The sequence below is a fragment of the Streptomyces sp. 150FB genome (genome assembly GCF_000818195.1).
GTDB lineage: Bacteria > Actinomycetota > Actinomycetes > Streptomycetales > Streptomycetaceae > Streptomyces.
Genome location: NZ_JTHL01000001.1, coordinates 3,697,421 through 3,721,687, shown reverse-complemented (window position 1 = coordinate 3,721,687; position 24,267 = coordinate 3,697,421). Strand labels below are relative to the sequence as shown.

The 24,267-nt window shown below is 70.3% G+C and carries 27 protein-coding genes; 12 read left to right on the top strand and 15 right to left on the bottom strand.

The annotated features are described in order from the left end of the window. Positions 1–60 precede the first annotated feature (60 nt). Complete coding sequence (locus QR77_RS15925; RefSeq protein ID WP_040022453.1) at positions 61–2,565, bottom strand: HAD-IC family P-type ATPase; 2,505 nt, start codon at positions 2,563–2,565, stop codon at positions 61–63. Positions 2,566–2,659: 94 nt separating this feature from the next. Further along, complete coding sequence (locus QR77_RS15920) at positions 2,660–2,995, bottom strand: DUF2530 domain-containing protein (RefSeq protein WP_040028065.1); 336 nt, start codon at positions 2,993–2,995, stop codon at positions 2,660–2,662. 220 nt (positions 2,996–3,215) lie between these two features. Here QR77_RS15920 and QR77_RS15915 point away from each other — a divergent pair, with 220 nt between their 5' ends. Beyond that, a complete protein-coding gene (locus tag QR77_RS15915) occupies positions 3,216–4,622 on the top strand; it encodes an NCS2 family permease (protein WP_052488790.1) in 1,407 nt (468 codons plus the stop codon). A gap of 106 nt (positions 4,623–4,728) precedes the next feature. On the opposite strand, the gene QR77_RS15910 is transcribed toward QR77_RS15915, so the two are convergent. After that, on the bottom strand, positions 4,729–4,911 hold the full coding sequence (locus QR77_RS15910; protein ID WP_040022452.1) for a hypothetical protein: 183 nt from the start codon (positions 4,909–4,911) through the stop codon (positions 4,729–4,731). A 126-nt stretch (positions 4,912–5,037) separates the two neighbouring features. On the opposite strand from QR77_RS15910, the gene QR77_RS15905 reads away from it, so the two are divergent. After that, complete coding sequence (locus tag QR77_RS15905; RefSeq protein WP_040022451.1) at positions 5,038–5,478, top strand: MarR family transcriptional regulator; 441 nt, start codon at positions 5,038–5,040, stop codon at positions 5,476–5,478. 29 nt (positions 5,479–5,507) lie between these two features. After that, positions 5,508–6,983: an MFS transporter gene (locus QR77_RS15900; RefSeq protein WP_347359779.1), complete on the top strand. Its 1,476-nt coding sequence runs from the start codon at positions 5,508–5,510 to the stop codon at positions 6,981–6,983. Positions 6,984–7,066: 83 nt separating this feature from the next. On the opposite strand, the gene QR77_RS15895 is transcribed toward QR77_RS15900, so the two are convergent. Then, positions 7,067–7,666: a Uma2 family endonuclease gene (locus QR77_RS15895; RefSeq protein ID WP_040022449.1), complete on the bottom strand. Its 600-nt coding sequence runs from the start codon at positions 7,664–7,666 to the stop codon at positions 7,067–7,069. 110 nt (positions 7,667–7,776) lie between these two features. Here QR77_RS15895 and thpR point away from each other — a divergent pair, with 110 nt between their 5' ends. Next, complete coding sequence (thpR, locus tag QR77_RS15890) at positions 7,777–8,370, top strand: RNA 2',3'-cyclic phosphodiesterase (protein WP_040022447.1); 594 nt, start codon at positions 7,777–7,779, stop codon at positions 8,368–8,370. Between the two features lie 212 nt (positions 8,371–8,582). Here the strand turns inward: thpR and QR77_RS15885 are convergent, their stop codons facing one another. Beyond that, a complete protein-coding gene (locus tag QR77_RS15885; RefSeq protein WP_040022445.1) occupies positions 8,583–9,566 on the bottom strand; it encodes an aldo/keto reductase in 984 nt (327 codons plus the stop codon). A gap of 65 nt (positions 9,567–9,631) precedes the next feature. After that, entirely contained in the window at positions 9,632–10,693 is a 1,062-nt protein-coding gene (gene pip, locus QR77_RS15880) for a prolyl aminopeptidase (protein ID WP_052488789.1), read from the bottom strand. Between the two features lie 76 nt (positions 10,694–10,769). Here pip and QR77_RS15875 point away from each other — a divergent pair, with 76 nt between their 5' ends. Next, positions 10,770–11,435, top strand: a complete 666-nt coding sequence (locus tag QR77_RS15875) for a helix-turn-helix domain-containing protein (protein ID WP_063798039.1) — start codon at positions 10,770–10,772, stop codon at positions 11,433–11,435. Positions 11,436–11,463: 28 nt separating this feature from the next. Here QR77_RS15875 and QR77_RS15870 read toward each other — a convergent pair whose 3' ends face one another. The 3 genes from QR77_RS15870 to QR77_RS15860 form a co-directional block, all read right to left on the bottom strand. Continuing rightward, positions 11,464–11,859 carry a VOC family protein gene (locus QR77_RS15870; RefSeq protein WP_040022440.1) on the bottom strand — a complete coding sequence of 132 codons (396 nt, stop codon included), beginning with the start codon at positions 11,857–11,859 and terminating at the stop codon, positions 11,464–11,466. Next, complete coding sequence (locus QR77_RS15865; RefSeq protein WP_040022438.1) at positions 11,856–12,515, bottom strand: GNAT family N-acetyltransferase; 660 nt, start codon at positions 12,513–12,515, stop codon at positions 11,856–11,858. The genes QR77_RS15870 and QR77_RS15865 overlap by 4 nt, the downstream gene beginning before the upstream one ends. Before the next feature lie 76 nt (positions 12,516–12,591). Continuing rightward, on the bottom strand, positions 12,592–13,191 hold the full coding sequence (locus QR77_RS15860) for a TetR/AcrR family transcriptional regulator (RefSeq protein WP_040022437.1): 600 nt from the start codon (positions 13,189–13,191) through the stop codon (positions 12,592–12,594). Positions 13,192–13,407: 216 nt separating this feature from the next. On the opposite strand from QR77_RS15860, the gene QR77_RS15855 reads away from it, so the two are divergent. Together QR77_RS15855 and QR77_RS15850 are read left to right on the top strand one after the other, a co-directional pair. Further along, positions 13,408–14,538, top strand: a complete 1,131-nt coding sequence (locus tag QR77_RS15855) for a cytochrome P450 (protein ID WP_052489612.1) — start codon at positions 13,408–13,410, stop codon at positions 14,536–14,538. Between the two features lie 100 nt (positions 14,539–14,638). Then, positions 14,639–14,866: a ferredoxin gene (locus QR77_RS15850; RefSeq protein ID WP_040028058.1), complete on the top strand. Its 228-nt coding sequence runs from the start codon at positions 14,639–14,641 to the stop codon at positions 14,864–14,866. A 38-nt stretch (positions 14,867–14,904) separates the two neighbouring features. Here the strand turns inward: QR77_RS15850 and QR77_RS15845 are convergent, their stop codons facing one another. Further along, complete coding sequence (locus tag QR77_RS15845) at positions 14,905–15,573, bottom strand: TetR/AcrR family transcriptional regulator (protein ID WP_052488788.1); 669 nt, start codon at positions 15,571–15,573, stop codon at positions 14,905–14,907. Positions 15,574–15,738: 165 nt separating this feature from the next. On the opposite strand from QR77_RS15845, the gene QR77_RS15840 reads away from it, so the two are divergent. The 3 genes from QR77_RS15840 to QR77_RS15830 all read left to right on the top strand — a co-directional run bounded on the left by QR77_RS15840 (position 15,739) and on the right by QR77_RS15830 (position 18,513). Then, positions 15,739–16,326 (top strand): NAD(P)H-dependent oxidoreductase, encoded by a 588-nt coding sequence (locus QR77_RS15840; RefSeq protein WP_236710673.1) that lies wholly within the window; start codon positions 15,739–15,741, stop codon positions 16,324–16,326. Positions 16,327–16,448: 122 nt separating this feature from the next. Next, entirely contained in the window at positions 16,449–17,681 is a 1,233-nt protein-coding gene (locus QR77_RS15835) for a cytochrome P450 (protein ID WP_040022434.1), read from the top strand. An 85-nt stretch (positions 17,682–17,766) separates the two neighbouring features. After that, positions 17,767–18,513 carry a Clp protease N-terminal domain-containing protein gene (locus QR77_RS15830; RefSeq protein ID WP_236710672.1) on the top strand — a complete coding sequence of 249 codons (747 nt, stop codon included), beginning with the start codon at positions 17,767–17,769 and terminating at the stop codon, positions 18,511–18,513. A 71-nt stretch (positions 18,514–18,584) separates the two neighbouring features. On the opposite strand, the gene QR77_RS15825 is transcribed toward QR77_RS15830, so the two are convergent. Continuing rightward, positions 18,585–19,028, bottom strand: coding sequence for a MarR family transcriptional regulator (locus tag QR77_RS15825; protein ID WP_040028054.1), 444 nt, complete (start codon positions 19,026–19,028; stop codon positions 18,585–18,587). Between the two features lie 98 nt (positions 19,029–19,126). On the opposite strand from QR77_RS15825, the gene QR77_RS46660 reads away from it, so the two are divergent. Then, a complete protein-coding gene (locus tag QR77_RS46660) occupies positions 19,127–20,266 on the top strand; it encodes a hypothetical protein (protein ID WP_040022433.1) in 1,140 nt (379 codons plus the stop codon). 103 nt (positions 20,267–20,369) lie between these two features. After that, complete coding sequence (locus QR77_RS15815) at positions 20,370–20,969, top strand: hypothetical protein (RefSeq protein ID WP_040028053.1); 600 nt, start codon at positions 20,370–20,372, stop codon at positions 20,967–20,969. A 10-nt stretch (positions 20,970–20,979) separates the two neighbouring features. Here QR77_RS15815 and QR77_RS15810 read toward each other — a convergent pair whose 3' ends face one another. The 4 genes from QR77_RS15810 to QR77_RS15795 all read right to left on the bottom strand — a co-directional run bounded on the left by QR77_RS15810 (position 20,980) and on the right by QR77_RS15795 (position 24,247). After that, positions 20,980–21,714 (bottom strand): DUF6390 family protein, encoded by a 735-nt coding sequence (locus tag QR77_RS15810; protein WP_052488787.1) that lies wholly within the window; start codon positions 21,712–21,714, stop codon positions 20,980–20,982. Continuing rightward, positions 21,715–22,707: a hydrogenase expression/formation protein HypE gene (gene hypE / locus QR77_RS15805; protein WP_078877817.1), complete on the bottom strand. Its 993-nt coding sequence runs from the start codon at positions 22,705–22,707 to the stop codon at positions 21,715–21,717. A 125-nt stretch (positions 22,708–22,832) separates the two neighbouring features. Then, positions 22,833–23,936 (bottom strand): hydrogenase formation protein HypD, encoded by a 1,104-nt coding sequence (gene hypD, locus QR77_RS15800; RefSeq protein WP_040022431.1) that lies wholly within the window; start codon positions 23,934–23,936, stop codon positions 22,833–22,835. Then, positions 23,933–24,247 carry a HypC/HybG/HupF family hydrogenase formation chaperone gene (locus tag QR77_RS15795; RefSeq protein WP_040022430.1) on the bottom strand — a complete coding sequence of 105 codons (315 nt, stop codon included), beginning with the start codon at positions 24,245–24,247 and terminating at the stop codon, positions 23,933–23,935. The genes hypD and QR77_RS15795 overlap by 4 nt, the downstream gene beginning before the upstream one ends. Positions 24,248–24,267 lie beyond the last annotated feature (20 nt).

The following is a 24,267-nucleotide window of genomic DNA, read 5'->3' as shown; positions in this document are numbered from 1 at the left end:
CGGCTGGGCGCGCGGCTGGTCGGGCGGCTTGGTCGGGTCGAGTCGGGCGGAGTCGGGCCGTCACGTCCTCGCGACGTGCCGGTCCACCCACCGCCACGCCACCTCCACCAGCACCGAGGCGGCCGCGGCGATCGCCACCGCCGTCCACGGCATCATCGTGCCCTCCAGCCGCAGCGCGAAGAAGGTCTGGAGCGCGGGCACCCCCAGCACGACCAGGAACGCCGCCGCCATCGCCACGACCAGCAGAAGACGCCACCAGGTGTAGGGGCGGGCGATGATCGCCAGGACCCAGATCGAGACCAGGAACAGGGTCAGCGTCGCCGCGCTCGTCTCCGCGCCCAGCGCCCCCGGGCCGCTGTAGTGGTGGCGGGCGAGCAGATACGTGACGAACGTCGCGGCGCCCGCGATGATCCCGCTCGGGATCGAGTAGCGCATCACCCGGTGCACGAAGTGCGGGCGGGCGCGCTCCTTGTTCGGCGCGAGGGCCAGGAAGAACGCCGGGATGCCGATCGTCAGCGTCGACAGCAGCGTGAGGTGCCTCGGCAGGAACGGGTACTCCACCTGGAAGCACACCACCAGGATCGCCAGCAGCACCGAGTAGACCGTCTTCGTCAGGAAGAGCGTCGCCACGCGCGTGATGTTGCCGATGACCCTGCGGCCCTCGGCCACCACGTACGGCAGGGTGGCGAAGCTGTTGTCGAGCAGGACGATCTGGGCGACGGCCCGGGTCGCCTCCGAGCCTGAGCCCATCGAGACGCCGATGTCGGCGTCCTTCAGCGCCAGTACGTCGTTGACGCCGTCCCCCGTCATCGCGACCGTGTGCCCGCGCGACTGGAGCGCTGCGACCATCTGGCGCTTCTGCCGGGGGGTGACCCGGCCGAAGACGGAGCCGTTGTCGAGTGCTTCAGCCAGCTCGCCGGGGTCGGTGGGGAGCCGGCGCGCGTCGATCGTACGGTCGGCTCCGGCGAGGCCCAGTTTCGCGGCGACGGCACCGACCGATACGGCGTTGTCGCCGGAGATGACCTTGGCGGCGACGCCCTGGGCGGCGAAGTACGCGAGGGTGTCGGCGGCGTCTGGCCGCAGCCGCTGTTCCAGGACGACGAGGGCCGTGGCCTCCGCTCCCTCAGCGGCGTCGGGCGCGCCGAGAGCACCGCTCACCCGCGCGAGCAGCAGGACGCGCAGGCCCTGCTCGTTGAGCCGGTCGATCTCGGCGAGCACCGGATGATCCTCCGGCAGCAGCACGTCCGGCGCTCCGAGCAGCCAGCCGGAGGAGCTGGTCCGACCGCCCTCGCCCCCGCCGGCTTCCCCCTTGCCGGCGTCCTTGCCTGCGACTTCGCCTGCGACCTCGCCGCCGTCCTCGGCGAACGCCGCGCCGCTGTACTTGCGCGCCGAGGAGAAGGGGAGCGCGTCCGTGATCCGCCAGGCCCCGGCGGCGGGGGCGGCTTCCGCACCCGGCCCTGTCGCGCCGGTGCCGTACGCGTCGATGACCGCCCGGAGGCTCGCGTTCGGGCGCGGGTCCGACGACCCGATCGCGGCGAGGACCCTCCGTACGTACGGCTCGTCAGCACCGCCCAGCGTCCGCAGCTCGCTGACGTCCATCCCGCCCTCCGTCAGCGTGCCCGTCTTGTCGAGGCAGACCACATCCACCCGGGCGAGGCCCTCGATGGCCGGCAGCTCCTGCACCAGACACTGCCGGCTCCCGAGCCTGATGACACCGATCGCGAAGGCGACGGACGTCAGCAGCACCAGGCCCTCGGGGATCATCGGGGTGATGCCGCCGATGGTCCGGGCGACCGAGTCCTTGAAGTCGTTGTTCTTGACGACGAGCTGGCTGATGATCAGGCCGACAGCGGTCGGGATCATCATCCAGGTCACGTACTTGAGGATGGTGCTGATGCCGTTGCGCAGCTCCGAGTCGACGAGCGTGAAGCGTGCCGCCTCCTCGGCGAGCCGCGCGGCGTACGCCTCGCGGCCGACCTTCGTCGCCCGGAACGCGCCGCTGCCCGCGACCACGAAGCTCCCCGACATCAGCGCGTCGCCGGGGTGCTTCAGCACCGGGTCGGCCTCGCCGGTGAGCAGCGACTCGTCCATCTCCAGGTTCTCGGCCTCGACCATCTCGCCGTCGACCACGACCTTGTCGCCGGGGCCGAGTTCGATGAGGTCGCCGAGGACGATCTCGGCGGTGGGGACGGCGGTGGCGGCGCCGTCCCGCCGTACGGTCGGCCTCGCCTCCCCGATCACGGCGAGACCGTCGAGGGTCCTCTTGGCGCGCAGCTCCTGGACGATGCCGATGCCGGTGTTGGCGATGATCACGTAGCCGAAGAGGCTGTCCTGGACCGGGGCGACGAAGAGCACGATCAGCCAGAGGATTCCGATGATCGCGTTGAAGCGGGTGAAGACGTTGCTGCGGACGATCTCGGCGCCGGAGCGGCTGCTGCGGACGGGTACGTCGTTGACCTCACCGCGCGCGACCCGTTCCGCCACCTCGGTGGCGGTCAGCCCGGTGGCACGGCCACGGCCGGCCTCGGCCCGACCGGCGGCGTCGAGCTTCGGCCACTGAGTCATGGTCCGACGGTAAGCGCGGCAGGGCGACTTCACCCGCTGAGCAGGCGGTTGAGCGAGTGGTCGGGCGGATGGCCGAGGGGGAGGGGCGGCGGGATCAGACGGTGGGCGCGTCGCCCGACGAGCCGCTGCCGCTGCCGGTGCCAGTTCCGCTGCCGGTGTCGTCCCCGCCGTCGGTCCCGGCCTCCTTCGCCGCGGCCGCGCGCTTGAGTGCCGCGTCCCTGCCCCGTACGTACCAGATGCCGATCAGACCGAGTCCGCCGCCGGCCAGGCAGGTCCAGATCCACCAGGTGTGTCCGTGGTCGCTGAACCAGCCGTAGAACGGAAGCTGTACGAAGAAGAGGACGAACCAGAGGATGGTGCCGCCCACGATGGTGCCGACGACCGGCCCCTCCAGGGGCTGGGGCGCCTCTCGCTGGGGGGTTTTCGTCAGGGATCCGGTCATGGGGCTCAGTCTATGCGGGGGCGGTGAGGGGGACGGGTGAGAGGTCCCGGGAGTGCGCGAGGGCAGTCCGCCCAGGGGTCTACGCGCGGAGATAGCGTTCTCGGACCGATCTGTTCATACTGAAACGGTTTCTGTCTGACTGGTTTTGTTCGATCAAGGGTCCGAATCTGACCGGACCTCACCCCTCGTACGACGACTGAGGTTCCGCATGCCCTCCTCGGCCACCGGCCTGGACCGCTACTTCAAGATCTCGGAGCGCGGCTCCTCGGTCGCCCGTGAGGTGCGCGGCGGCTTCGCCACCTTCTTCGCGATGGCCTACATCATCGTGCTGAACCCGATCATCCTCGGCAGCGCGAAGGACATCTACGGTCACCACCTCAACAGTGGCCAGCTCGTCACCGCCACCGTGCTGAGCGCCGCCTTCACCACCCTCCTGATGGGCGTCATCGGCAATGTGCCGATCGCGCTGGCGGCCGGCCTCGGTGTCAACAGCGTCGTCGCGCTCCAGCTCGCCCCCAGGATGAGCTGGCCCGACGCGATGGGCATGGTCGTACTCGCCGGGCTCGTGGTGATGCTGCTGGTGGCGACGGGGCTGCGGGAGCGGGTGATGAACGCGGTGCCGACCGGTCTCCGCAAGGGCATCGCCATCGGGATCGGCCTCTTCATCCTGCTGATCGGCCTGGTCGACTCGGGCTTTGTCTCGCGCATCCCGGACGCGGCCCAGACCACGGTGCCGCTCCAGCTCGGCGCGAACGGCCATCTCGACGGCTGGCCGGTCCTGGTCTTCGCCCTCGGCGCCCTTCTCACGCTCATACTGATCATACGTAAGGTGCCGGGCGCGATCCTGATCTCCATCGTGGTGATGACGGTCGTCGCGATCATCATCAACCTGGTGGCGCACGTGCCGAGCTGGGGCCTGACCACCCCGAAGTGGCCCGGCAACCCGGTCGCGACCCCCGACTTCGGGCTCATCGGCCACTTCAGTCTCTTCGGCGGCTTCCACAAGGTCGGGATACTGACCGGGGTCCTCTTCGTCTTCACCGTGCTGCTGTCCTGCTTCTTCGACGCGATGGGCACGATCCTCGGCGTCGGCGACGAGGCCGGGCTGATGGACGCCGAGGGCAAGTTCCCCGGGATCAACAAGGTCCTCTTCGTCGACGGCATAGCGGTGGCGGCGGGCGGCGCCAGCTCGTCGTCCGCGAGCACGTGCTTCGTGGAGTCCACGGCCGGCGTCGGCGAGGGCGCGAGGACCGGTCTGGCCTCGATCGTGACGGGCGTCCTCTTCGCTGTGGCGCTGTTCCTCACGCCGCTCGCGACGATGGTCCCGTCCCAGGCCGCGACGCCGGCGCTGCTCGCGGTCGGCTTCATGATCCTGGCGGGCTCGGTGCGTGACATCGACTGGAGCGACTACACCGTCGCCGTGCCGGCCTTCCTGGCGATGGTGCTGATGCCCTTCACCTACTCGATCACGAACGGCATCGGCATCGGCTTCATCAGCTTCTGCGTGCTGCGGCTGGCGGCGGGGAGGGGCCGCCAGGTCCCGGTGCCGATGTACGCGGTGTCGGCGGTGTTCGTCTTCTACTACGCGATGCCGGCGCTGGGCCTCGCCAGGTAGGCGACGCGGTACGCACGCAGCACGTACGCACGCAGCACGTACGCACGTACGCACGTACGCGGACGCGTGCGGTACGGGTACGCGCCCCCGCGCGCGGGCTCCGCGCCTACTGCACGCCGTAGAACTTCTCCGTGGCGTCCACCGCCGACTTGAACCGCTCGTCGAAGTCGTCGCGTACGAGCGTCTGGACGACGTAGTCCTGGACGCTCATCCCTCGTATGGCGGCATGCCGCCTGAGCCGGTCGAGCAGCTCACCGTCTATCCGCAGGCTGAGCACTGTCGATCCCATGCCGTTCAGGGTCGCGGGCGTACGCCGCGCGCCGGAAGGCTTTTCGGGGCATTCTCACTCGTACGAGTGATCTATCCGTCTCGCTACCTGGTGTATTTAGGTAGAGTAATGAGTTACGCTAAATACATGCCTGACCTGTCCCACGGCGACGAGAACGACGCCGCCGTGAATGCTCTCCGATCCGCCGTCATGCGGCTGGGCCGGCGTCTGAAGCACCAACGTGTCGACGAGTCGCTGAGCCCCACCGAGATGTCGGTGCTGGGCACGCTCGCCCGCTGTGGCCACGCCACCCCGGGCGAACTCGCGCGCAAGGAGCATGTGCAGCCGCCGTCGATGACCCGCATCGTGGCGCTGCTCGAAGCCAAGGGGCTGGTCAGACTCGAGCCGCACCCCGACGACCGTCGGCAGAAGGTGGTCAGCCAGACAGAACAAGCGGAGGCGATGCTCGAAGAGAGCCGCCGCAAGCGCAACGTCTGGCTGACGTCCCTCGCCGAGGGCCTGGACGAGGACGAGTGGGCGAAGCTGCGCGCTGCCGCCCCCGTGCTGGAGAAGCTCGCCCACCTGTAATCCGCGCGCCGTAAGGAGGCGAACCCACTTTGAGTACGGGATCCGGAGCAGACTCCGCCCCCGCACCTATATCCACCCACGACAGCACGGCCGGCGACACCGGCACAGCGGATGAGCCAGAGGCCCCGGACGTCATACCGGAGGCCATGTCCGAAGTCGTACCGGAAGCCATACCGGAAGACACGACACGTAACGGGATCGACAAGTCTGACAAGACAGAAACCACCGGCGGCGGGATGTTCGCGTCGCTGAAGATCCGCAACTACCGGTTGTTCGCGACGGGTGCCGTCGTCTCCAACATCGGTACGTGGATGTCCCGGGTCACCCAGGACTGGCTGGTCCTCAGCCTCACCCACTCTTCGGCGGCCGTCGGCATCACGACGGCCCTCCAGTTCCTGCCCATGCTGCTCTTCGGGCTGTACGGCGGAGTCATAGCCGACCGCTATCCCAAGCGGCAGATCCTGCTGATCAGCCAGAGCCTGATGGGCATGTGCGGGCTGGCCCTCGCCGTGCTGACGCTCAGCGGGCACGTGGAGGTCTGGCACGTCTACCTGATCGCCTTCCTGCTCGGCATGGTGACGGTCGTCGACAACCCGACCCGTCAGTCCTTCGTCTCCGAGATCGTCGGACGCGACCAGCTCCGCAACGCGGTCAGCCTCAACTCGGCCAACTTCCAGACCGCCCGGCTCGTCGGCCCCGCCGTCGCGGGTGTTCTGATCACCTCGGTCGGCAGCGGCTGGGCGTTCCTGCTGAACGGTCTGTCGTTCCTGGCGCCGCTCACCGGCCTGTTGATGGTGCGCGTCAGCGACCTGCACAAGGGTGTGCTCGTGCCGCGCGCCAAGGGCCAGCTCAGGGAGGGGCTGCGGTACGTACGCGGCAAGCCCGAGCTGATCGGCCCGATCGTCCTGGTCGGCTTCATCGGCACGTTCGGGTTCAACTTCCCGATCTGGCTGACGGCCTTCGCGAACGGCGTCTTCCACGGCGGCGCCGGGATGTACGCCTTCTTCAACATCCTGATGGCGGCCGGCTCCCTGGCGGGCGCGCTGCTCGCCGCCCGGCGCCGCTCCACGCGGCTGCGGCTGCTGCTCGTCGCGGCGATGGGGTTCGGTCTGCTGGAGGTGCTGGTGTCGTTCGCACCGTCCGTCTGGCTGTTCTCGCTGCTGCTCCTGCCGATCGGCGTGCTGGGCATGACGACCAACATCAGCGCGAACACGAGCGTCCAGATGGGGGCGGAACCGGCCATGCGCGGCCGGGTGATGAGCCTCTACATGATGGTCTTCGTCGGCGGCACCCCGGTCGGCGGCCCACTGCTCGGCTGGGTCACCGACACCTTCGGGGCCCGGATCGGCTTCGCGGCGGGAGGCGCCGTGTCGCTGATCGCCGCGGCGGTGATCGCGTTCGTCCTGTCCCGGGTGGTCGGCGTACGGCTCAGGATCGGGATACGTGACGGGCGGCCCCGGATGGAGTTCGTGCCGCGAGAGGCACAGCTCACGACGGCCGCGTAAGCGACTGCGGGGGCGGTGGCCCTGCCCGGCGGCGGAGACCGCGGGGCGGGGCCACCGGTGTGTGCGGTATGCCGCGTGCCGCGTCAGCCGCGGGGGAACTCGTCGGTCTTGATGGTCAGCCCTGCCTCGGTACCGGTCAGATCGATCTCCTCGCCGAAGGCGACGGTCCGGTCGACCGTGTACTCGCCGTTCTTCGGTTCGGAGAAGACGCGGCACCGGCCGGTGTACGGGTCCACGATCAGGTAGACGGGAACGTCGGCGATCGCGTAGGCGGCCTTCTTCGGGCCGTAGTCGTTGGTGGCCGTGGTCTTGGCGATCACCTCGGCGATGAACTCCACGTCCTCGTACCGCCAGCGCCCGTCGGCCTTGTTGGCGTTGGCGCTCAACTTGACCACATCCGGCGCGAACCCGTTCAACTGGCCGGGAAAGTCGATCCTCACATCTGACAGGACCCGTACGTCCATGCCGAACCTGTCTTGCAGCGCTCGTACGATCCGCCGGATGATCTCCCAGTGCGTGTCCCGTTGCGGCGACATGAAGACGTTCCCCCCGACGATCTCAGCCTTGAACCCCTCGGGGACGGGCAACTCCTCAAGCCACTCGAACATCCTGTCCAGAGTCAGCTCTAGGCTCTCGTCGCTCTCGCCGGCCATGTCGATCCCGTCGGTCTCCATGACGGTCATCGTGGCGCTCCTCCCCGCCGCCGTGGTCATTTCGGCGGCCGAAGCGGTACAACGATACGCACGGCGCCCCGGTCACGCTGGGTATCTGGGGCAGACTCCACAGCATGAGTATGAGACTGTTCGCCGCCGTTCTGCCGCCCGAGCAAGCCGCCGATGAACTGAGCCGGGCCGTCGTCGGGCTGCGCGACGGGTCCCGTGACCTGCGCTGGACCGACCGCGACGGGTGGCATTTCACCCTCGCCTTCATGGGCGAGGTCGAGGAAGCGCTGCTTCCGGAGCTGACCGAACGGCTGGATCAGGCCGCTCACCGTACGGAACCGTTTCCGCTCCGGATCCAGAGCGCCGGGCAGTTCGCCGGCGCCGCGCTGTGGGCGGGGGCCGCCGGCGGGGTGGACGAGCTGCGGATCTTCGCCGAGCGCGTCAACGCCACCGTGCGCCGTGCCGGGGTGCCGCTCGACCAGCACCACCCGTATCAGGCGCATCTCACGCTCGCCCGCAGCGGCGCGCGCCCCCGGATGGACCTCAGTCCGTATGTGAAGGCGCTGGACGGCTTCGTCGGTACGCCGTGGGAGGTGGCCGATCTGGCGCTCGTACGCAGCAACCTGCCGGTGGACGGTGTCCCCGCCGAACAGCCCCGCTACGAGGTGATCGCCCGCTCCCCGCTGGGCGGCCCCGCGCCGGGCCACCCCAAGCCCGGCCGTTAACCTCCAGAGGTGGACCCTAAGACCCGGAACCGGATCATGGCCGGTGTGCTTGTGCTGATGTTCGTGATCGTGGCCGTGGCGGCCGCGGTCGGATAGGCCGGCCGGCGACAGGCCCCGGCCGGCCGCCGGAGGCGCGGATCGCGCCCCCGGCAGCGGCGGGGACAGCGGCTCGGGCCGATGTAACCCGGTCACCCGGTCACCCGGTCACCTGGTCACCAGGCGAAAGCCTCCGGCGAGGGACCCGTGCCCGGGAAGATCTCGTCGAGCGACGCCAGAACCTCGTCCGAGAGCTCCAGCTCCACCGCCCGCAGCGCCGATTCGAGCTGCTCGATCGTCCGGGGTCCGGTGATCGGGCCGGTCACCCCGGGGCGGGTGAGCAGCCAGGCGAGCGCTGCCTCGCCCGGGTCGATGCCGTGCTTGTCGAGCAGGTCCTCGTACGACTGGATCTGCGTCCGGAGCGCCGTGTTGGCGAGGCGCTCGGTGGTGCGGCCGCCGGTCGCGCCCTCGCGCTCCTTGCGGATCGCGCCGCCCAGCAGACCGCCCTGGAGCGGCGACCACGGGATCACACCGAGGCCGTACTCCTGCGCGGCAGGGATGACCTCCATCTCGGCCCGGCGCTCGGCCAGGTTGTACAGGCACTGCTCGCTGACCAGGCCGTACGAGCCGACGCGGCGCGCGTTCTCGTTGGTCTGGGCGATCTTCCAGCCGGGGAAGTTGGACGAGCCCGCGTAAAGGATCTTGCCCTGTGCGATCAGGGTGTCGATCGCCTGCCAGATCTCCTCGACCGGGGTGGCGCGGTCGATGTGGTGGAACTGGTAGAGGTCGATGTAGTCCGTCTGGAGGCGCTTGAGGCTGGCCTCGACCCCACGGCGGATGTTGAGTGCGGACAGCTTGTCGTGGTTGGGCCACGCCTGGCCGTCGCCGCCCATGTTTCCGTTGACCTTGGTGGCGAGGACGACCTTGTCGCGCCGCTCGCCGCCCTTCGCGAACCAGGTGCCGAGGATCTCCTCGGTACGGCCCTTGCCCGCGTCACGGCCGTACACATTCGCCGTGTCGAAGAAGTTGACTCCCGCGTCGAGCGCGGCGTCCATGATGGTGTGGCTGTCGGCCTCGTTGGTGAGGGGACCGAAGTTCATCGTCCCGAGCACGATTCGGCTGACCTTGAGTCCGGTGCGTCCGAGCTGTGTGTACTTCATGACTCCCCACCCAACGCGTTGGAGCGCACTCGAAGCAAGCCCCCCTCGGCGGCCGACCGGTGTTATCAGCCGTCCTGTCGGCCGGGCTGGGCTTCGGTGCCGGTGTGGGCGGCGGCGAAACCGTCCAGGGCCGCGACCACCTCCGCACTCACCGTCGCGCTGCCCTTGTGGCCCGCGTCCTCGACCACGACCAGCCGGGCGGCCTTCCAGACGCGCGCGAGCTCCCAGGGGGTGATGAGCGGGCCGCCCAGGTCGTGCCGGCCGTGGATCAGGACCGCCGGGATCCCGGCCAGCCGCCCCGCGTCCCGCAGCAGCGCGCCCTCCTCCAGCCAGGCACCGTGCGAGAAGTAGTGCGCGCAGATGCGTACGAGCGCCCGGCGGGCGGCCGAGGGGCGGTCGCCGTACGGATGGGCCGAGCCGTTCGGTTCGGCGGAGAGTACGGCGTCCTCCCACGCGCACCAGTCGGCCGTGGCCCGTTCCCGTACGGCGGGATCGGGGCTCTCCGTCAGCCGGGAGTAGGCCGCCAGCAGCGCCAACAGGTCCTCGGCGCTGTTCAGTTCGGCCGGGCGCTCGGCTACGGGAACGCCGTCGCGGAAGCGCTCCCACTCCTCGGGGAAGATCCGGCCGACGCCTCGGTAGAGCCAGTCGGTCTCCGAGCGCCGGGTCATGGTGACGGACGGGACGACGATCTCGGAGACCCGCTCCGGATGGGTCTCGGCGTACGCGAGGATCAGCGTCGAGCCCCAGGACCCGCCGTACAGCAGCCAGCGGTCGATGCCGAGATGGACGCGCAGCCGCTCCATGTCGGCGATGAGGTGGTGGGTGGTGTTGTGCCGTAGGTCGACGGCCGGGTCGCTCGCGTGCGGGGTGCTGCGCCCGCAGTTGCGCTGGTCGAAGAGGACGGTGCGGTAGCGCGCCGGGTCGAAGGCCTCCCGCATGCGCGGATGGCACCCGGATCCTGGACCGCCGTGGACGACGAGGGCGGGTTTGCCGTCCGGATTGCCGCAGACCTCCCAGTGGACGAGATCGCCGTCCCCGACGTCGAGCATGCCCTGCTCGTACGGCTCGACGGGCGGGTACGAGGTGCGCGGCGCGGCGCTCGTGGCGGCGGTGGTCGCGTGGTTCATCGGGGCCCCTGGGGTGAGTTGAGGGATGCGGGAGGCCCGACCCTAGCAATACAACAGCGCTGTTACATTGGATCGCATGACATCTGATGAGGGCGAGGACGCGGGCGGGGACGCGGCGGCGGCGCCCGGCCCCGAACTGCTCGGTACGCGGCTGCGCCATCTCCTCGACCGGCTGGACACGGACGTCGCCGCTGTCTACGCGGACCTCGGCCTGACCGGTTTCCGCCCCCGCTACGCCCCGGTCGTACGGGAGATCGCCGCCGCCCCGGGCCGCCGCGCCTCGATCAGCGACCTGGCGCTGGCGACCGGGGTCACGCACTCGGCGGCGAGCCAGACCGTGGCCCGGATGACCAGGGACGGCCTGGTCGTCCTGGCCCCCGACGAGGACGACGCGCGGCGTCGGGTGGTGCGCCTGACCCCGAAGGCGGAGGAGCTGCTCCCGGCGGTCGACACCGAGTGGCGGGCGACGCTGGCGGCGGCGCGGGCGCTGGAGGCTGAGCTGCCGTACTCGCTGAGCCGGCTGGTCGGCGAGACGCTGGCCGCGCTGGACCGCCGTCCGATGCGGCAGCGCATCGCGGATGTGGCCCCCGAGTCGCGGGTGGTGGCGCCCGCGCGGGGGCGGGACGAGGGTGGCGAACCGCCCTGCATGCTGGACCAGGTCTGCCCGGCCTGCGGCCGTATCGGCGAGAGCCAGGATCCCGCGCGCTGCGGGCACTGCGGCGAGGCGTTTCCCGCCGCGTGAGTGGCGCCGGCCGGGCGGCGCCGGGGCCTCAGCGGGTCTCCTGAGCGCCGGTACCGGACTCGCCGGCGCGGTGGCTGAGGACATTGACCACGCGGCCGTTCGGGTCGCGTACGAAGAAGCGCCGTACGCCCCACTCCTCGTCCCGCAGCGGATACACGATCTGCGCACCGCTCGCCAGGACGGCAGCGTGGACCGCGTCCACGTCGTCCACCTCCACGCTGATGTCGGCGACGACGGGCGCGGTCAGGTCGGCGGTCAGAAAGCTGACCTGCGCGGACGCGGGGTGGGAGGGCGAGGCGACGGTGGTGATCCAGCCGAGGTTCATGACCTCCTCGAAACCCAGCAGGCCGTAGAACTCGGCGCTCCGCCCGCTCTGTTCGGCCGTGCCCGTCCGGATGTTGGGGACGACGCGCCGGACGCTCATCGGTGGCTCCTTCGTACGTGGAGGTGTCCGTCCACGGGGTACGAGGGCGGCGCCGCGGGCAGCAGCGCCTCGAAGACGTAGCCGGTCTTCTCGGCGACCCGGCACGAGGCGGGGTTGTCCACCTGGTGCAGCAGTTCCAGCCGGTCGACACCGCCGACACGGCCGACACCGCCGGAGCCGCCGAACGTCTCGAAGGCCCACGTCGTGAGCACCTCCAGGGCGCGCGGTGCCACCCCGTGGCCGCGCGCGGCGGCAGCCGTCCAGTAGCCGACCTCGGCCGTCGGCGCCCCGGGGTCGTCGCGCTTGAGCACGACATGACCCACCAGCCCGCCGTCGGTCGAAGCCTTCCCCGAGCCGTCCGCCGAAGCGTTCCCCGAGCCGGTCCCCGAACCGCCCGCCGAACGGATCTCCGCCGGCTCCTCGAAGACCGCGAAGGACACCCGGTCCCCGCTCGCCCATCCGCGCTCGTGCACATCCACCCACCGCGCGGCGTCCTCGGGGCTGGCCACCGGCATCCTGGTCTGCTCGCGCAGCAGCGGATCGCGGTACACCTCGATCAGCGCCTCGGCGTCCCGCCGCTCCCAGGGCCGTAGCAGCAGAGCGGGCTCGGCGGCTGTCGCCTCCGCGCGCAGAGTTGTGGTCGGTACAGCCGTCATCCGCGTCCCCGCTGTCCGTGGTCCCGCCATGGACGCGCCGACGTTCCGGCGTGGTCCCGCCATGGCCTTGCCGTGATCACTCCGTACGCTCGAGGAGCGTGCGGGCCGCCGTCAAGAATAGTGCGCAGACGTCGTCGGCCGCCGCTCCCGCGAGCGGTTCCATCCGGCTCACATCGCGTACGACACCGATCCCGACCAGCCACGCCAGGACCAGTTGCGCGCGGAGCGCGGCGTCGGGCGAGTCCGTGAGCGTGGCGAGCGCGCTCGCGTACTCGTCGCCGAGCTGATGGGCGATGTCGGCGGCGGGCCCCTCGCTGCCCAGCGAGCGCAGCAGGGTCACCATCGTGTGGTCGCGGCGGTGCCCCGGCTCCTCGCGGAGTATCGCGCGCAGCGAGGAGTCCAGCAGTTTCTCCATCGGGGTGCAGTCGAGCTGCTCGCGCCCCTCCCGGGCCGCGACCGCTTCGAAGACGGCCGCTTTCGAGCCGAAGTAGCGGAAAAGCAACGACTGGTTCGCCCCGGCCCGGTCGGCGATGTCCCGCACGGTGGTACGAGCGAAGCCGCGCTCGGCGAACAGATCAGCGGCGGCGTCGAGCAGCGCCAGCCTCGTCGCGGCCGAGTCCCTGCGCCGGGGTTCCCCGGCGCGGCGGGGCTCGTGCGGCTGACGGATTTCGGCCATGTTCCCTCCCGCGCACACCGTAGCGCCCGGAGCCGGGGACCCGGCCGTCTTGACGCCTTCTGAGGCTCTGCCTAGCGTTGTAAGCGCCTGCTTGCATACTCCGGGCGCTGCTTCCCCGCGCGCACCACACGCACCATCTGAGTGGGAGTCACCTTGACGAGCACCACACCCCCCGCACCCGTCGCCTACCCCTTCAACAACCAGGTCGGCCTCGACATGCACGAGGCGTACGCGGCCTCACAGGACGCCGAAGGCATGATCCGCGTCCAGATGCCGCACGGCGAACCCGCCTGGCTCGCCACGCGCTACGCCGATGTCCGCCTCGTCCTCGGCGACCTCCGCTTCTCCCGGGCGATGGCGTTGCAGAAGGACGAACCCCGCCACCGGTCGATGCCCAACAGCGAGAGCATCCTCTCCATGGACCCGCCCCACCACACCCGGCTGCGCACGCTGGTCTCGCGCGCGTTCACCAAGCACCAGGTGAACGGATTGCAGCCCTGGGTACGGAAGTTGACCGAGGATCTGGTCGACGGGCTGATCGCGAAGGGCGGTCCGGCCGACCTCGTCGAGGACTTCGCGCTGCCGCTCCCCGTCGCCGTCATCTGCGAACTGCTCGGTGTCCCGGCCGGCGACCGGCCGAAGTTCCGGGTCTGGAGCGACGCGGCCATGTCGACCAGCAACCTCACCCCGGAGCAGCAGCGGGACAACGTCGAGGGGCTGCGCTCGTACATCGCGGAGCATGTCGCCGTACGCAGGGCCGAGCCGCAGGACGACCTGATGTCGGCGCTGATCGAGGCCAGGGACGCCAAGGACAGGCTCACCGAGCTGGAGCTCGTGAACCTGTGCATCGCCATCCTCATCGCCGGACACGAGACAACGGCCTCCCAGATCCCGAACTTCGTCACGGTCCTCCTCGAACACCCCGACGAGTGGCAGCGGTTGGTGGACGACCCCGAGCTGATCCCCAGCGCGGTCGAGGAGTTGACGCGGTTCGTCCCGCTGGGCGTGGGCGGCGGATTCGCCCGGTACGCCACGGAGGACGTGGAGGTCGGCGGCGTACTCGTCAAGAAGGGCGAGCCGGTGCTCGTCGCCGTCGGAGCCGCCAACCGGGACCCGCGCAAGTTCGACGACCCGGACGAGATCCGTTTCGACCGCGAGGCCAACCAGCATCTCGGCTTCGGGCATGGTGTACACCACTGTCTGGGCGCGCAGTTGGCCCGGCTCGAACTGCATGAGGCGCTGCGCGCTCTGGTGACGAAGATGCCGGAGCTGCGGGTCGCCGGAGAGGTCGAGTGGAAGGACGAGATGCTCGTACGGGCGCCCAGCAGGATGCCCGTCACCTGGTGAACGGGTGCGCGACGGCCCGGCGGGTGACGAGTGACGAGTGACGCACGGTGAACGGCGTTCGTGAACGACGTTCCGTGAACGGCGAATGGGGATCAACGGTATGACCTGGCATCTGGAAGTGGACGAGCACGCCTGTATCGGCTCCGGCATGTGCGTCGCGCTGGCGCCCGAGCGGTTCGCGCTCGACCGCGCCACGGCGAACGTGGTCCCGGGGGCGGAGGACTCCGAGCCTCAGGAGGTACTGCTCGACGCCGCCGACTCGTGTCCCGCCGAGGCCATCACGGTGACGGACGCGTCATCGGGGAAGGTGCTGGGGCCCCGCCCCTGACCACCCGGCAGCGGCCCTGACCCCGGCGCACGCCGGGGTCAGGGCCGCGCCGCGTCCGTACCGCCGTTCTTCTCCGGGGCATCACCGTCGGCACCCCGGCACAGAGTCCGCTCGGCGGTCGTGATCAGCGTCAGCGCGACGCTGTCGGCCGGCCGGGCCTTCCCCGTGTACAGCAGGTCGAAGCTGTCGAAGCTCGTCAGCAGCCAGAGCAGGTCCGCCGCTTGCCCCTTGCTGACCTCCGGGAGCAACAGGCCCTGGTCGGCGAGGCGTTGGGCGAGCCCGGTCATCCCGCACGACCTGCCCTCCTCCATCCGCTGGACCGCCCCTCCCACCGCGGCCGCGTCGAGGAGCGCCATCGAGGTCAGTACGCGCAGCACGTCCCGGTGCGCCGCGTACATCTCGACCACTCCCCGGATGCCGCGGCGCAGGCTGTCCCGGGCGTCGGAGGCGTACGCCGACTCCAGCACGCGTGCGAAGCCGCCGCGATCCAGGAGATCGGCCCCGACCGCGTCGAACAGCCCGGCGCGTGAGCCGAAGACCAGGTAGACGGTGGGGCGGGCCACGCAGGCCTGCCGGGCGATGTGGTCGATGCTGACCGGCTCCGACGGCGCCTCGCCGATCCGGTCGTAGACCGCGTCGAGAATGCGGCGCCGGGTCTCTCCCGCCGCTTCGGCGCGGCGCCTCTGCTCGTATTTACGGGGGGCCATGCGTCGCATCCTATTTCGTTTGACAGACTGAAGTCTGAAATACAGGCTGACTCCGCGAATGACGCGGTCCCCACGCCGGTCAGTCCCCCCGCTGTGACCACGCCGTCCGTCGGCGACGCCGCCCGGCCTCCCTGACGTAGGCGCTTCCCGAAAGGCACCACTCGCATGAGTCTCGCAGCCGAACAGGCCACCAGCACCGCCGTGTTGAAGGTGGCGATCATCGTGGGCACCACACGTCCCGGCCGGAAGGCCGACGCCGTGGCCCAGTGGGTCAAGGGCATAGCCGAAGCGCGCACGGACGCGGCCTTCGAGGTCGTGGACATCGCCGACTACGCGCTGCCCCACATGGACGAGCCCGTACCGCCGCGCGGCGCCCAGGGGTACAGCCAGCCGCACACCCGCGCGTGGGCCGAGAAGATCGGCTCGTTCGACGCGTACGTCTTCGTCACCCCGGAGTACAACGGATCGTTCCCCGGTGTGCTCAAGGACGCCGTGGACTTCCTCTTCACCGAGTGGAGCGGCAAGGCCGCGGGCTTCGTCGGTTACGGCTTCGGCGGCGGCGCCCGCTCCGTCGCGCACCTCCGGCAGGTCCTGACCAGTGTCGAGATCACGGGCGTGCCCTCGGCGGTCGAGCTGAACTTCAACGGCGACTTCGAGGAGATGACCCGGTTCACCCCGCGCGACTCCCAGGAGAAGAGCGTTGTCGTCATGCTGGACGAGCTGGTGGCGAAGGGTGCGGAGCTGAAGGGCTGAGCAAGCCGGTAAGCCCGTACGCCGGGGGCCGGTCGCGCTGAGGCAAGCCGCTACGCGCTGAGCAAGCCCGTACGCCGGTACGCACGGAGGGCGGCTCGCGGGGCCCCGTTACGCTCGCAGGTATGAGCCCCGCGCCCGTTCCCCTCCCCACCGACGCCTTCGACCCGTGGCTGCCGTCCTTCGTGGCCGACCCGTACCCGGCCTACGCGGAGCTGCGCTCGCACGGGCGCGCGCTCTATTTCGACCGGTCCGACCAGTGGCTCGTCCCGCACTACGAGGACGTCCGCGCCCTGCTGCGCGACCGCCGCCTCGGCCGTACGTACCTGCACCGCTTCAGCCACGAGGAGTTCGGGCGCCCGGCGCCGCCGCCCGCGCACGAGCCGTTCACCACCCTCAACGGTCACGGTCTGCTCGACCTCGAAGCGCCCGACCACACCCGTATCCGCCGCCTGGTCTCCATGGCGTTCACGCCGCGCACGGTCGAGCGGCTGGCCCCGACGGTCACCCGGCTCGCCGAGGACCTGGTGGAGCGCTTCGTCGCCGACGGGGGCGGCGACCTCGTCGCCTCGGTGGCCGAGCCGCTGCCCGTCGCCGTGATCGCCGAGATGCTGGGTGTCCCCGAGGCGGACCGCGCGCTGCTGCGGCCCTGGTCGTCGGCGATCGTCGGGATGTTCGAGCTGAACCCGGGGGAGGAGGCGGCCCGCCGTGCGGTCGAGGCCTCGGTGGAGTTCAGCGCGTATCTGCGCGGGCTGATCGAGGAGCGCCGCCGGTCGCCGGGCGACGACCTGATCACCGCGCTGACGATCGCCCACGACGACGAGGACCGGCTGACCGAGCAGGAGATGATCTCCACCTGCGTGCTGCTGCTCAACGCGGGGCACGAGGCCACCGTCAACACCACCTCCAACGGCTGGCTGACCCTCTTCCGCCACCCCGCCGAACTGGCGAGGCTGCGCGCCGCGCCCGAGGCGCTTCTGCCCACGGCCGTCGAGGAGTTGCTGCGCTTCGACACCCCGCTCCAGATGTTCGAGCGCTGGGTGCTCGACGACATCGAGGTCGGCGGTACGGTCATCCCGCGCGGCAGCGAGGTGGCCCTGCTCTTCGGCTCGGCGCACCGGGACCCGGCCCGCTTCGACCGTCCCGACCTGCTGGACCTCGGGCGCCCGGAGAACCCGCATCTGGCGTTCGGCGCGGGCATCCACTACTGCCTGGGCGCACCGCTCGCCCGGCTCGAACTCGGCGCGTCCTTCGGGGCGTTGCTGCGCCGTGCGCCGGAGCTGCGGCTGACGGAGGAGCCGGAGTGGAACGAGGGGTACGTGATCAGGGGGCCGCGCGAACTGCGGGTCGAGGTCTGAGCGAGGGCTGAGCGAGGTCCGATGAGGCCGCGTTGATCGTCAACGACGGGTTGACGATTCCCTATCGTCAACCTATGGTTGACGCATGAGTGACGCGACCGAACCGACGCGCATGACCAATCCCGTACGCCTCGACGACCTGATCGAGGCCATCAAGAAGGCCCATACGGACGCCCTCGACCAGCTCACCGACGCGATGCTCGCCGCCGACCACCTGGGCGACGTCGCCGACCATCTCATCGGCCACTTCGTGGACCAGGCGAGGCGCTCCGGCGCCTCCTGGACGGACATCGGCAAGAGCATGGGCGTCAGCAAGCAGGCGGCCCAGAAACGCTTCGTCATCAAGGACGGGCAGCAGCCCGACCTCGATCCCAACCAGGGGTTCAGCCGCTACACGCACCGGGCCCGCAACGTCGTCATGTCCGCGCAGAACGAGGCCCGCGCGGCGAGCAACGCCGAGATCCGCCCCGAGCACCTGGTGCTCGGACTCCTCTCCGAGCCCGAGGGCCTGGCGGCCAAGGAAATCGTCGCGCAGGGAGTGGAGTTGGCGGCCGTCAGGCAGGCGGCGACGGCGGTCCTGCCGCCCGCCGCCGACTCGGTCGCAGACCTCATCCCCTTCGACGCGGCGGCGAAGAAGGCGCTGGAGCTGACCTTCCGGGAGGCGCTGCGGCTCGGCCACAACTACGTCGGGACGGAGCATCTGCTTCTCGCGCTCCTGGAGTTGGAGGACGGTACGGGGGTGCTGACCGGCCTCGGCATCGACAAGGCGGCCGCCGAGGCGCACATCAGCGTCCTGATCGCTGAACTGGTCGCCGAACACCAGGGGAAGTAGCCGGCGAGGGGGGCCTCCGGGGGGTGGTGCGGTGCCTGCCGTACCACGCTTGCCGTTCCTGCCACCTGTGATCAGCGGCCGGGCGGTGCCATCGTCCGCAGGTCCGACTCCAGGGCGTGCAGGCGCTCCGCCCCCAGCGCGGAGGCCCAGCCGGCGCGCGCCTGCTCGAAGACCGCCGTTGAACGGTCGAGCGCGTCCAGCCCCCTGGGCGTGAGGAGGACCAGTTTGCGGCGGGCGTCGGCGGGGTCCGCGGTGCGTTCCACGTACCCCAGGGACTCCAGGCGGCCGACCGCCTTGGCCGCCGCCTGATGGGAGACCCCGAGGCGCCGCGCGATGCCGGCCGCTGTCGCGCCGCCGGGGCCGATGGCCCGCAGGGCGAAGCCGTACAGGGGGCGGATGCCGGGATGGCCGAGCCGCGCCAGCTCGGCGCACGACTGGTCCATGAGGGACCGGAACCCCGCGAAGAGGAGCAGCGGCAGCTCGTAGCCGGCCGTGTGCCCTGTGTCGTCAGCCATCGTCTTCACCTTAGGTCGTGCGGGGCGGTTCCTCCCGGGGATTGATCATTGGCGGCTCGTGGACCGTCACGCTTCGTCCCCTTACGCGTTGGACAGCCATGCATGCGAATTTCTCCTCCGCCGAGCTGGCTCTGTCGGCCGAGCCGGTGTTCAGCTTCCGTCCCCTCCACGTCGCACAGCTCTCCCGTGGCTGGGCCGTCGATGTGCGCGCCTCCGACCTCGCGCCGCTCGCCGCTTCGGCCGACGCCGCGCGCCACCTCGGGGCCGGCCGGGGATACCTCCACGACAGCGAGCAGAACCACGGGCTCGCCCGGATGCTGCGGGAGCGGCCCGAGGACTTCGGCGCCGCGAGCCATATCGTCCTCGGCGCCGACGAGGTGGAACTCTTCACGGAACCGGGCACGTTCGCCGATCTCGTGCACATCATCGGCCCCGAATGCATCGACGGCATGCAGCGCCTGAAGGTCATCGCCCATGTCGCGGGGGAACTGTCGCGCGAGCACCTCGACCGCTCCGTCGTACGGCTGGAGATCGTCTGTGGTCCTGAGCGCGAGCGGGCGCGCCGCGTGTACGACGTCGCCGAGCGCTACGTCAACGCGTCCACGGCGCAGGACAAGCTCATCCGGTGCCGCCACATCGTCCGGCTCATGGACTGCGACTGGGAGGGGGACGGCTTCTTCTGCCCGCGCCGGGGGATGGCGACGGGGCCGGGCGGACCGCTCTTCTCCATGGCCGACGTGACGCGCGCGCTCGCCTGTCTGTCGGTCGCACCCCGCCCGTACGCCGCCCATCTCGCTTCCACGGAGGAGGGGTTGGACGCCCTGTGGAGCGATTTCAGCTCCCCGCACTACAAGGGCCTCTTCCACGGCACGATGGCTCCCGTCGGTGTGATGCGCGCGCTGGAGGCGTGGCGGGCGGCCCGCGACGCCCTGTCCGCCATGCCGAAGCGGTGCAGTGAGCGGCACGGCCATCTCATCGCGTACGCACCCGAGTTGATCTGCTGGGCGGCCTGCCGGAAGCTCTTCCCCCTCGCCGAACTGCACGATCAGCGGTCCGGCTACGCGTGGGACCAGGTCATCCGCCACCAACTCCCGGGCGAGACCGTGCGCATGGCAGAGCGTCTGGTGGAGTACTACCGCCTCGGCCGCCCCAAGGACGGCAAGGGCGACCGTTCGTACAAGGCGAAGGCGCCCGAGCTGGAACTGTGGCTGGAACTCCTGGACATGGCCGGCGTCTGACTACGTTCCCGCGACATTCCATTGTTGACATGTCTTGCCCGGAGGTTCTAACTTCGACATGTCGAGCCTGGTGCGTGTCCAGGCTCCTGTGGAGGAGATCGGCGTGAGCTATCTGCGTGGCTTCATCCCCTGGATCGTTTTCGCGGTCGCCGGGTCCTGGGACTGGCGTTGGGCTGCCGTCGCCGCGCTCCTGACCGGTGCCGCTCTGCTGCTCCAGGACCGCAGAGCCGGAATCCCCGCCGACGCCCAGGTCCTTGAGGTCAGCACCGTGGTGTACTTCGCCGGGCTCGCCGTCCTCGCCTTCGCCTTCCCGCAGTCGCCGCTGAAGACGTACGACGACGTCGCGTCCTTCGGCTGGCTCGCACTGACCGCCTGGGGGAGCCTCGCCGGGGGCAGGCCCTTCACGCTCGGGATAGCGCGGCGCCGGACCCCGCCCGAGTACTGGGAACGGCCCGAGTTCCTGCGGATCAACGCCATCATCACGGCCGCCTGGGCGAGTTCGTTCACCCTGCTCGGCCTCGCGCTCGCCGTCTGCGTCCTGACCGGCGCACCGGTCTGGCTCACCATCGCCTGCCATGTCGTCGGCCTCGCCGCCCCGATGGTCTTCACCGCGCGCTACCCGGCCCGCGTGCAGGCCCGCCTCGCCGCCGTCGCCGGTTCTGCCTCCGCCTCCCCCTCTGGTCCCGTCTCCGCGTCCGCCTGATCCCGACCGGTCAAGCCGGGGGAGCGGCTGCGGGTACGAGGCCGCCCGCCCCGGCCCGCTGCCGTGCCTCCAGCGACTCCACGCGCGCCGCCTGGTCCTCGGTCAGCACGTCACAGACCCAGTCCCAGTGCAGCGCCACCCGGTCACCCGGCCGTACCCCGTCGATCAGCGACCTGCCGCCGGTCGACCAGCGGACCAACTCCTGGCCGGGCTCCCCGGGCACCATCTCCCGCCCGTCCCACCGCAGCGGACGGGATTCGACCGTCGCAGACTCCCCGTCGACCCCGAGGACCAGGCCCGTCCGGATACGGCACCGGTCGAGCACCGACAGGGCCGTCGGGTTGCCGGTCGTCCGCAGCATCGCGGCCCACGGGTACACGTCGAAGACCTGGAAGCTGTGGTGGGCGACCGCCCTGCTCCCCGCCTCCCGCCAGGTGCCGCCGAGCTGGCCCCGGAAGCGGTCCCGCATCCTGTCCAGCAGGGCGGCGGGATCGACCCGGTCCAGGAGGTCGCTGCCGATCCAGTACGCCTCGACCACCCGCTCGTCGAGCGGGTCGGGGAGCCCGGCCGACTCCGCGAGGAATTCGAGGTAGCACCAGGCGCCCTCAAACTGCCGGGCCCGGCGCTCGACGCCGTCCGCCGTGCCGGCCGTGAGCAGCGCGGAGGCGTCGGCGGGGCCGCAGTAACCCAGTTCGTTGGGCGGGTAGGCGTAGCGCGCGAAGAGGAGGGCGCCTTGTTCGCTCACTCAGCAGATCCTCGGTAGTTGTTCGCCGATGGGGAGGCCGACCACCCGGGTCCCGCCAAGTCCGGTCCTGGCGACGACCATTCCTCGGTGGTCGGGTACGCAGGTGCCGATCCTGCGCGCCGCCCGCCCGAGCGGATGGGCCTGGAGGGCGGCCAGCACCTGGTCAGCCGCTTCCTCCGGCACGATCGCGAGCAGCTTGCCCTCGTTCGCCACCTGGAGGGGATCGAGCCCGAGCAGGCTGCACGCGTCCCGTACGGTCTCGGGCACCGGCAACTCCCGCTCCACCAGCTCGATCCCGACGTCGGAGGCGCGGGCGATCTCGTTGAGCGACGCCGAGACCCCGCCTCGGGTCGGGTCGCGCAGGACGCGCACGTCGGCGCCGGTGGCGAGCATGCCGGCGACCAGCCCATGGAGGGGGGCCGTGTCGCTCTCGACCGTCGTGCCGAACTCCAGGCCTTCCCGGCAGCTCATCACGGCGACCCCGTGCACCCCGATGTCGCCGCTGATCAGCACGGCGTCACCGGGGCGGGCGCGGCGCGGGCCGATGTCGACGCCGTCGGGGATCACCCCGATGCCGGAGGTGTTGATGTAGACGCCGTCGCCGCTCTCACGGTCGACGACCTTGGTGTCCCCGGTGACCAGCCGTACGCCGGCGGCCCGCGCAGCGGCACCCAACGCCTCCGCGATCCGGCCGAGTTGGGAAAGCTCGGTGCCTTCCTGAAGGATGAAGGCGGTGGAGAGGAAGAGCGGCGCCGCGCCGGACATCGCGAGGTCGTTGACCGTTCCGTTCACCGCCAGATCGCCGATCGACCCGCCGGGGAAGAACATCGGCTTCACCACGAACGAGTCGGTGGAGAAGGCGAGCCGGGTCCCCTCACCGACGGTGAGTACCGCCGAATCGCCCAACTCGGCCGACGCGGCGGCGCCGTAAGCGGGCAGGAAGAGATGCTCGACGAGTTCACCGGACATCGCGCCGCCGCCGCCGTGGCCCATCACGATGGACGGGGTCTCCCGCAGCGGCACCGGACAGACCCAGCTCTCGAAGTCGAGACCGGCCAGGCCGGCGGCGCGGGTCGCGGGGACCGTGTCGGTCACATCAGTCGCATGAGTCAGGTCGGTCACTTCGCACCGACCAGTTCGAGCCGTCGATACGTGTGGTATGCGGCGCACGCGCCCTCGGAGGACACCATCGTCGCGCCCAGCGGATTGCGCGGCGTGCACTCCTTGCCGAACGCGGCGCACTCGTGCGGCTTGATCAGCCCCTGGAGCACCTCGCCCGATCTGCACAGCGCCGATTCCGCCGTCCGGATGCCGGTCACGTCGAACCGCAGCTCGGCGTCGAACTCCGCGTACGCCTCGGAGAGCCGCCAGCCGCTCAGCGGGATCATCCCGATGCCGCGCCAGGTCCGGTCGGTCACCTCGAAGACGTCGCGCAGCATCTCCATGGCGGGGACGTTGCCCTCGTCGCGTACGGCGCGCGGATAGGCGTTCTCCAACTCGTGGCGCCCCTCTTCGAGTTGGATGACCGTCCGGCGCACGCCCTCCAGGATGTCCAGCGGCTCGAAGCCGGTGACAACGATCGGCACCTTGTACTTCTCGGCCAGCGGCGGGTATTCGGAGGTGCCCATCACGCTGCACACATGCCCGGCGGCGAGGAACGCCTGCACCCGGCAGGTGGACGACTCCATGATGGCGGCCATCGCGGGCGGCACCAGGACGTGCGACACCAGCAGGGAGAAGTTCCGTACGCCGAGGCGCTTGGCCTGGTGGACGGTCATCGCGTTGGCGGGCGCCGTCGTCTCGAACCCGATGCCGAAGAAGACAACTTCCTTGTCCGGGTTCTGCCTTGCCACCTTCAGCGCGTCGAGCGGCGAGTACACCACCCGCACATCGCCGCCGGCGCTCTTGACGGAGAACAGGTCCTGGCTGCTGCCGGGCACCCGCAGCATGTCCCCGAAGGAGCAGAAGATCACCCCGGGACGGGCCGCGATCGCCAGCGCGCGGTCGATGATCTCCAGCGGTGTCACACAGACCGGACACCCGGGACCGTGGATCATCTCCACGCCGTCGGGCAGCAGTTGGTCGATGCCGTGCCGGATGATCGAATGCGTCTGACCGCCGCAGACCTCCATCATGGCCCACGGCCGGGTGGTGGCGGCGTGGATCTGGTCGATCAGCTTCTTCGCCAGGTCGGGGTCGCTGAACTCGTCGAGGTACTTCATCGTGTGGCTCCTTCGGGCAACTCGTCGGCGTGATCTTCCTGCTTGGCCTTGGCCGCGCGCTCGAACCCGTCCCCGAACTCCTCCTCCAGGATGCCGAGCTTCTCGAAGTTGGCCAGTGTCTCCAGCGCCGACCGTTCGTCGAGCCGCTGGATGGCGAATCCGACGTGCACGACGACGTATTCACCTTTTCTCACGTCGGGGATGTACTGGAGGCACACCTCCTTGCGCACTCCGCCGAAGTCCACATCGGCCATCAAGGTGCCGTCGACTGCGACGGTGCTGAGGACACGTCCCGGAACTGCCAGACACATGGTCCCTCTTCCTTTTTTCG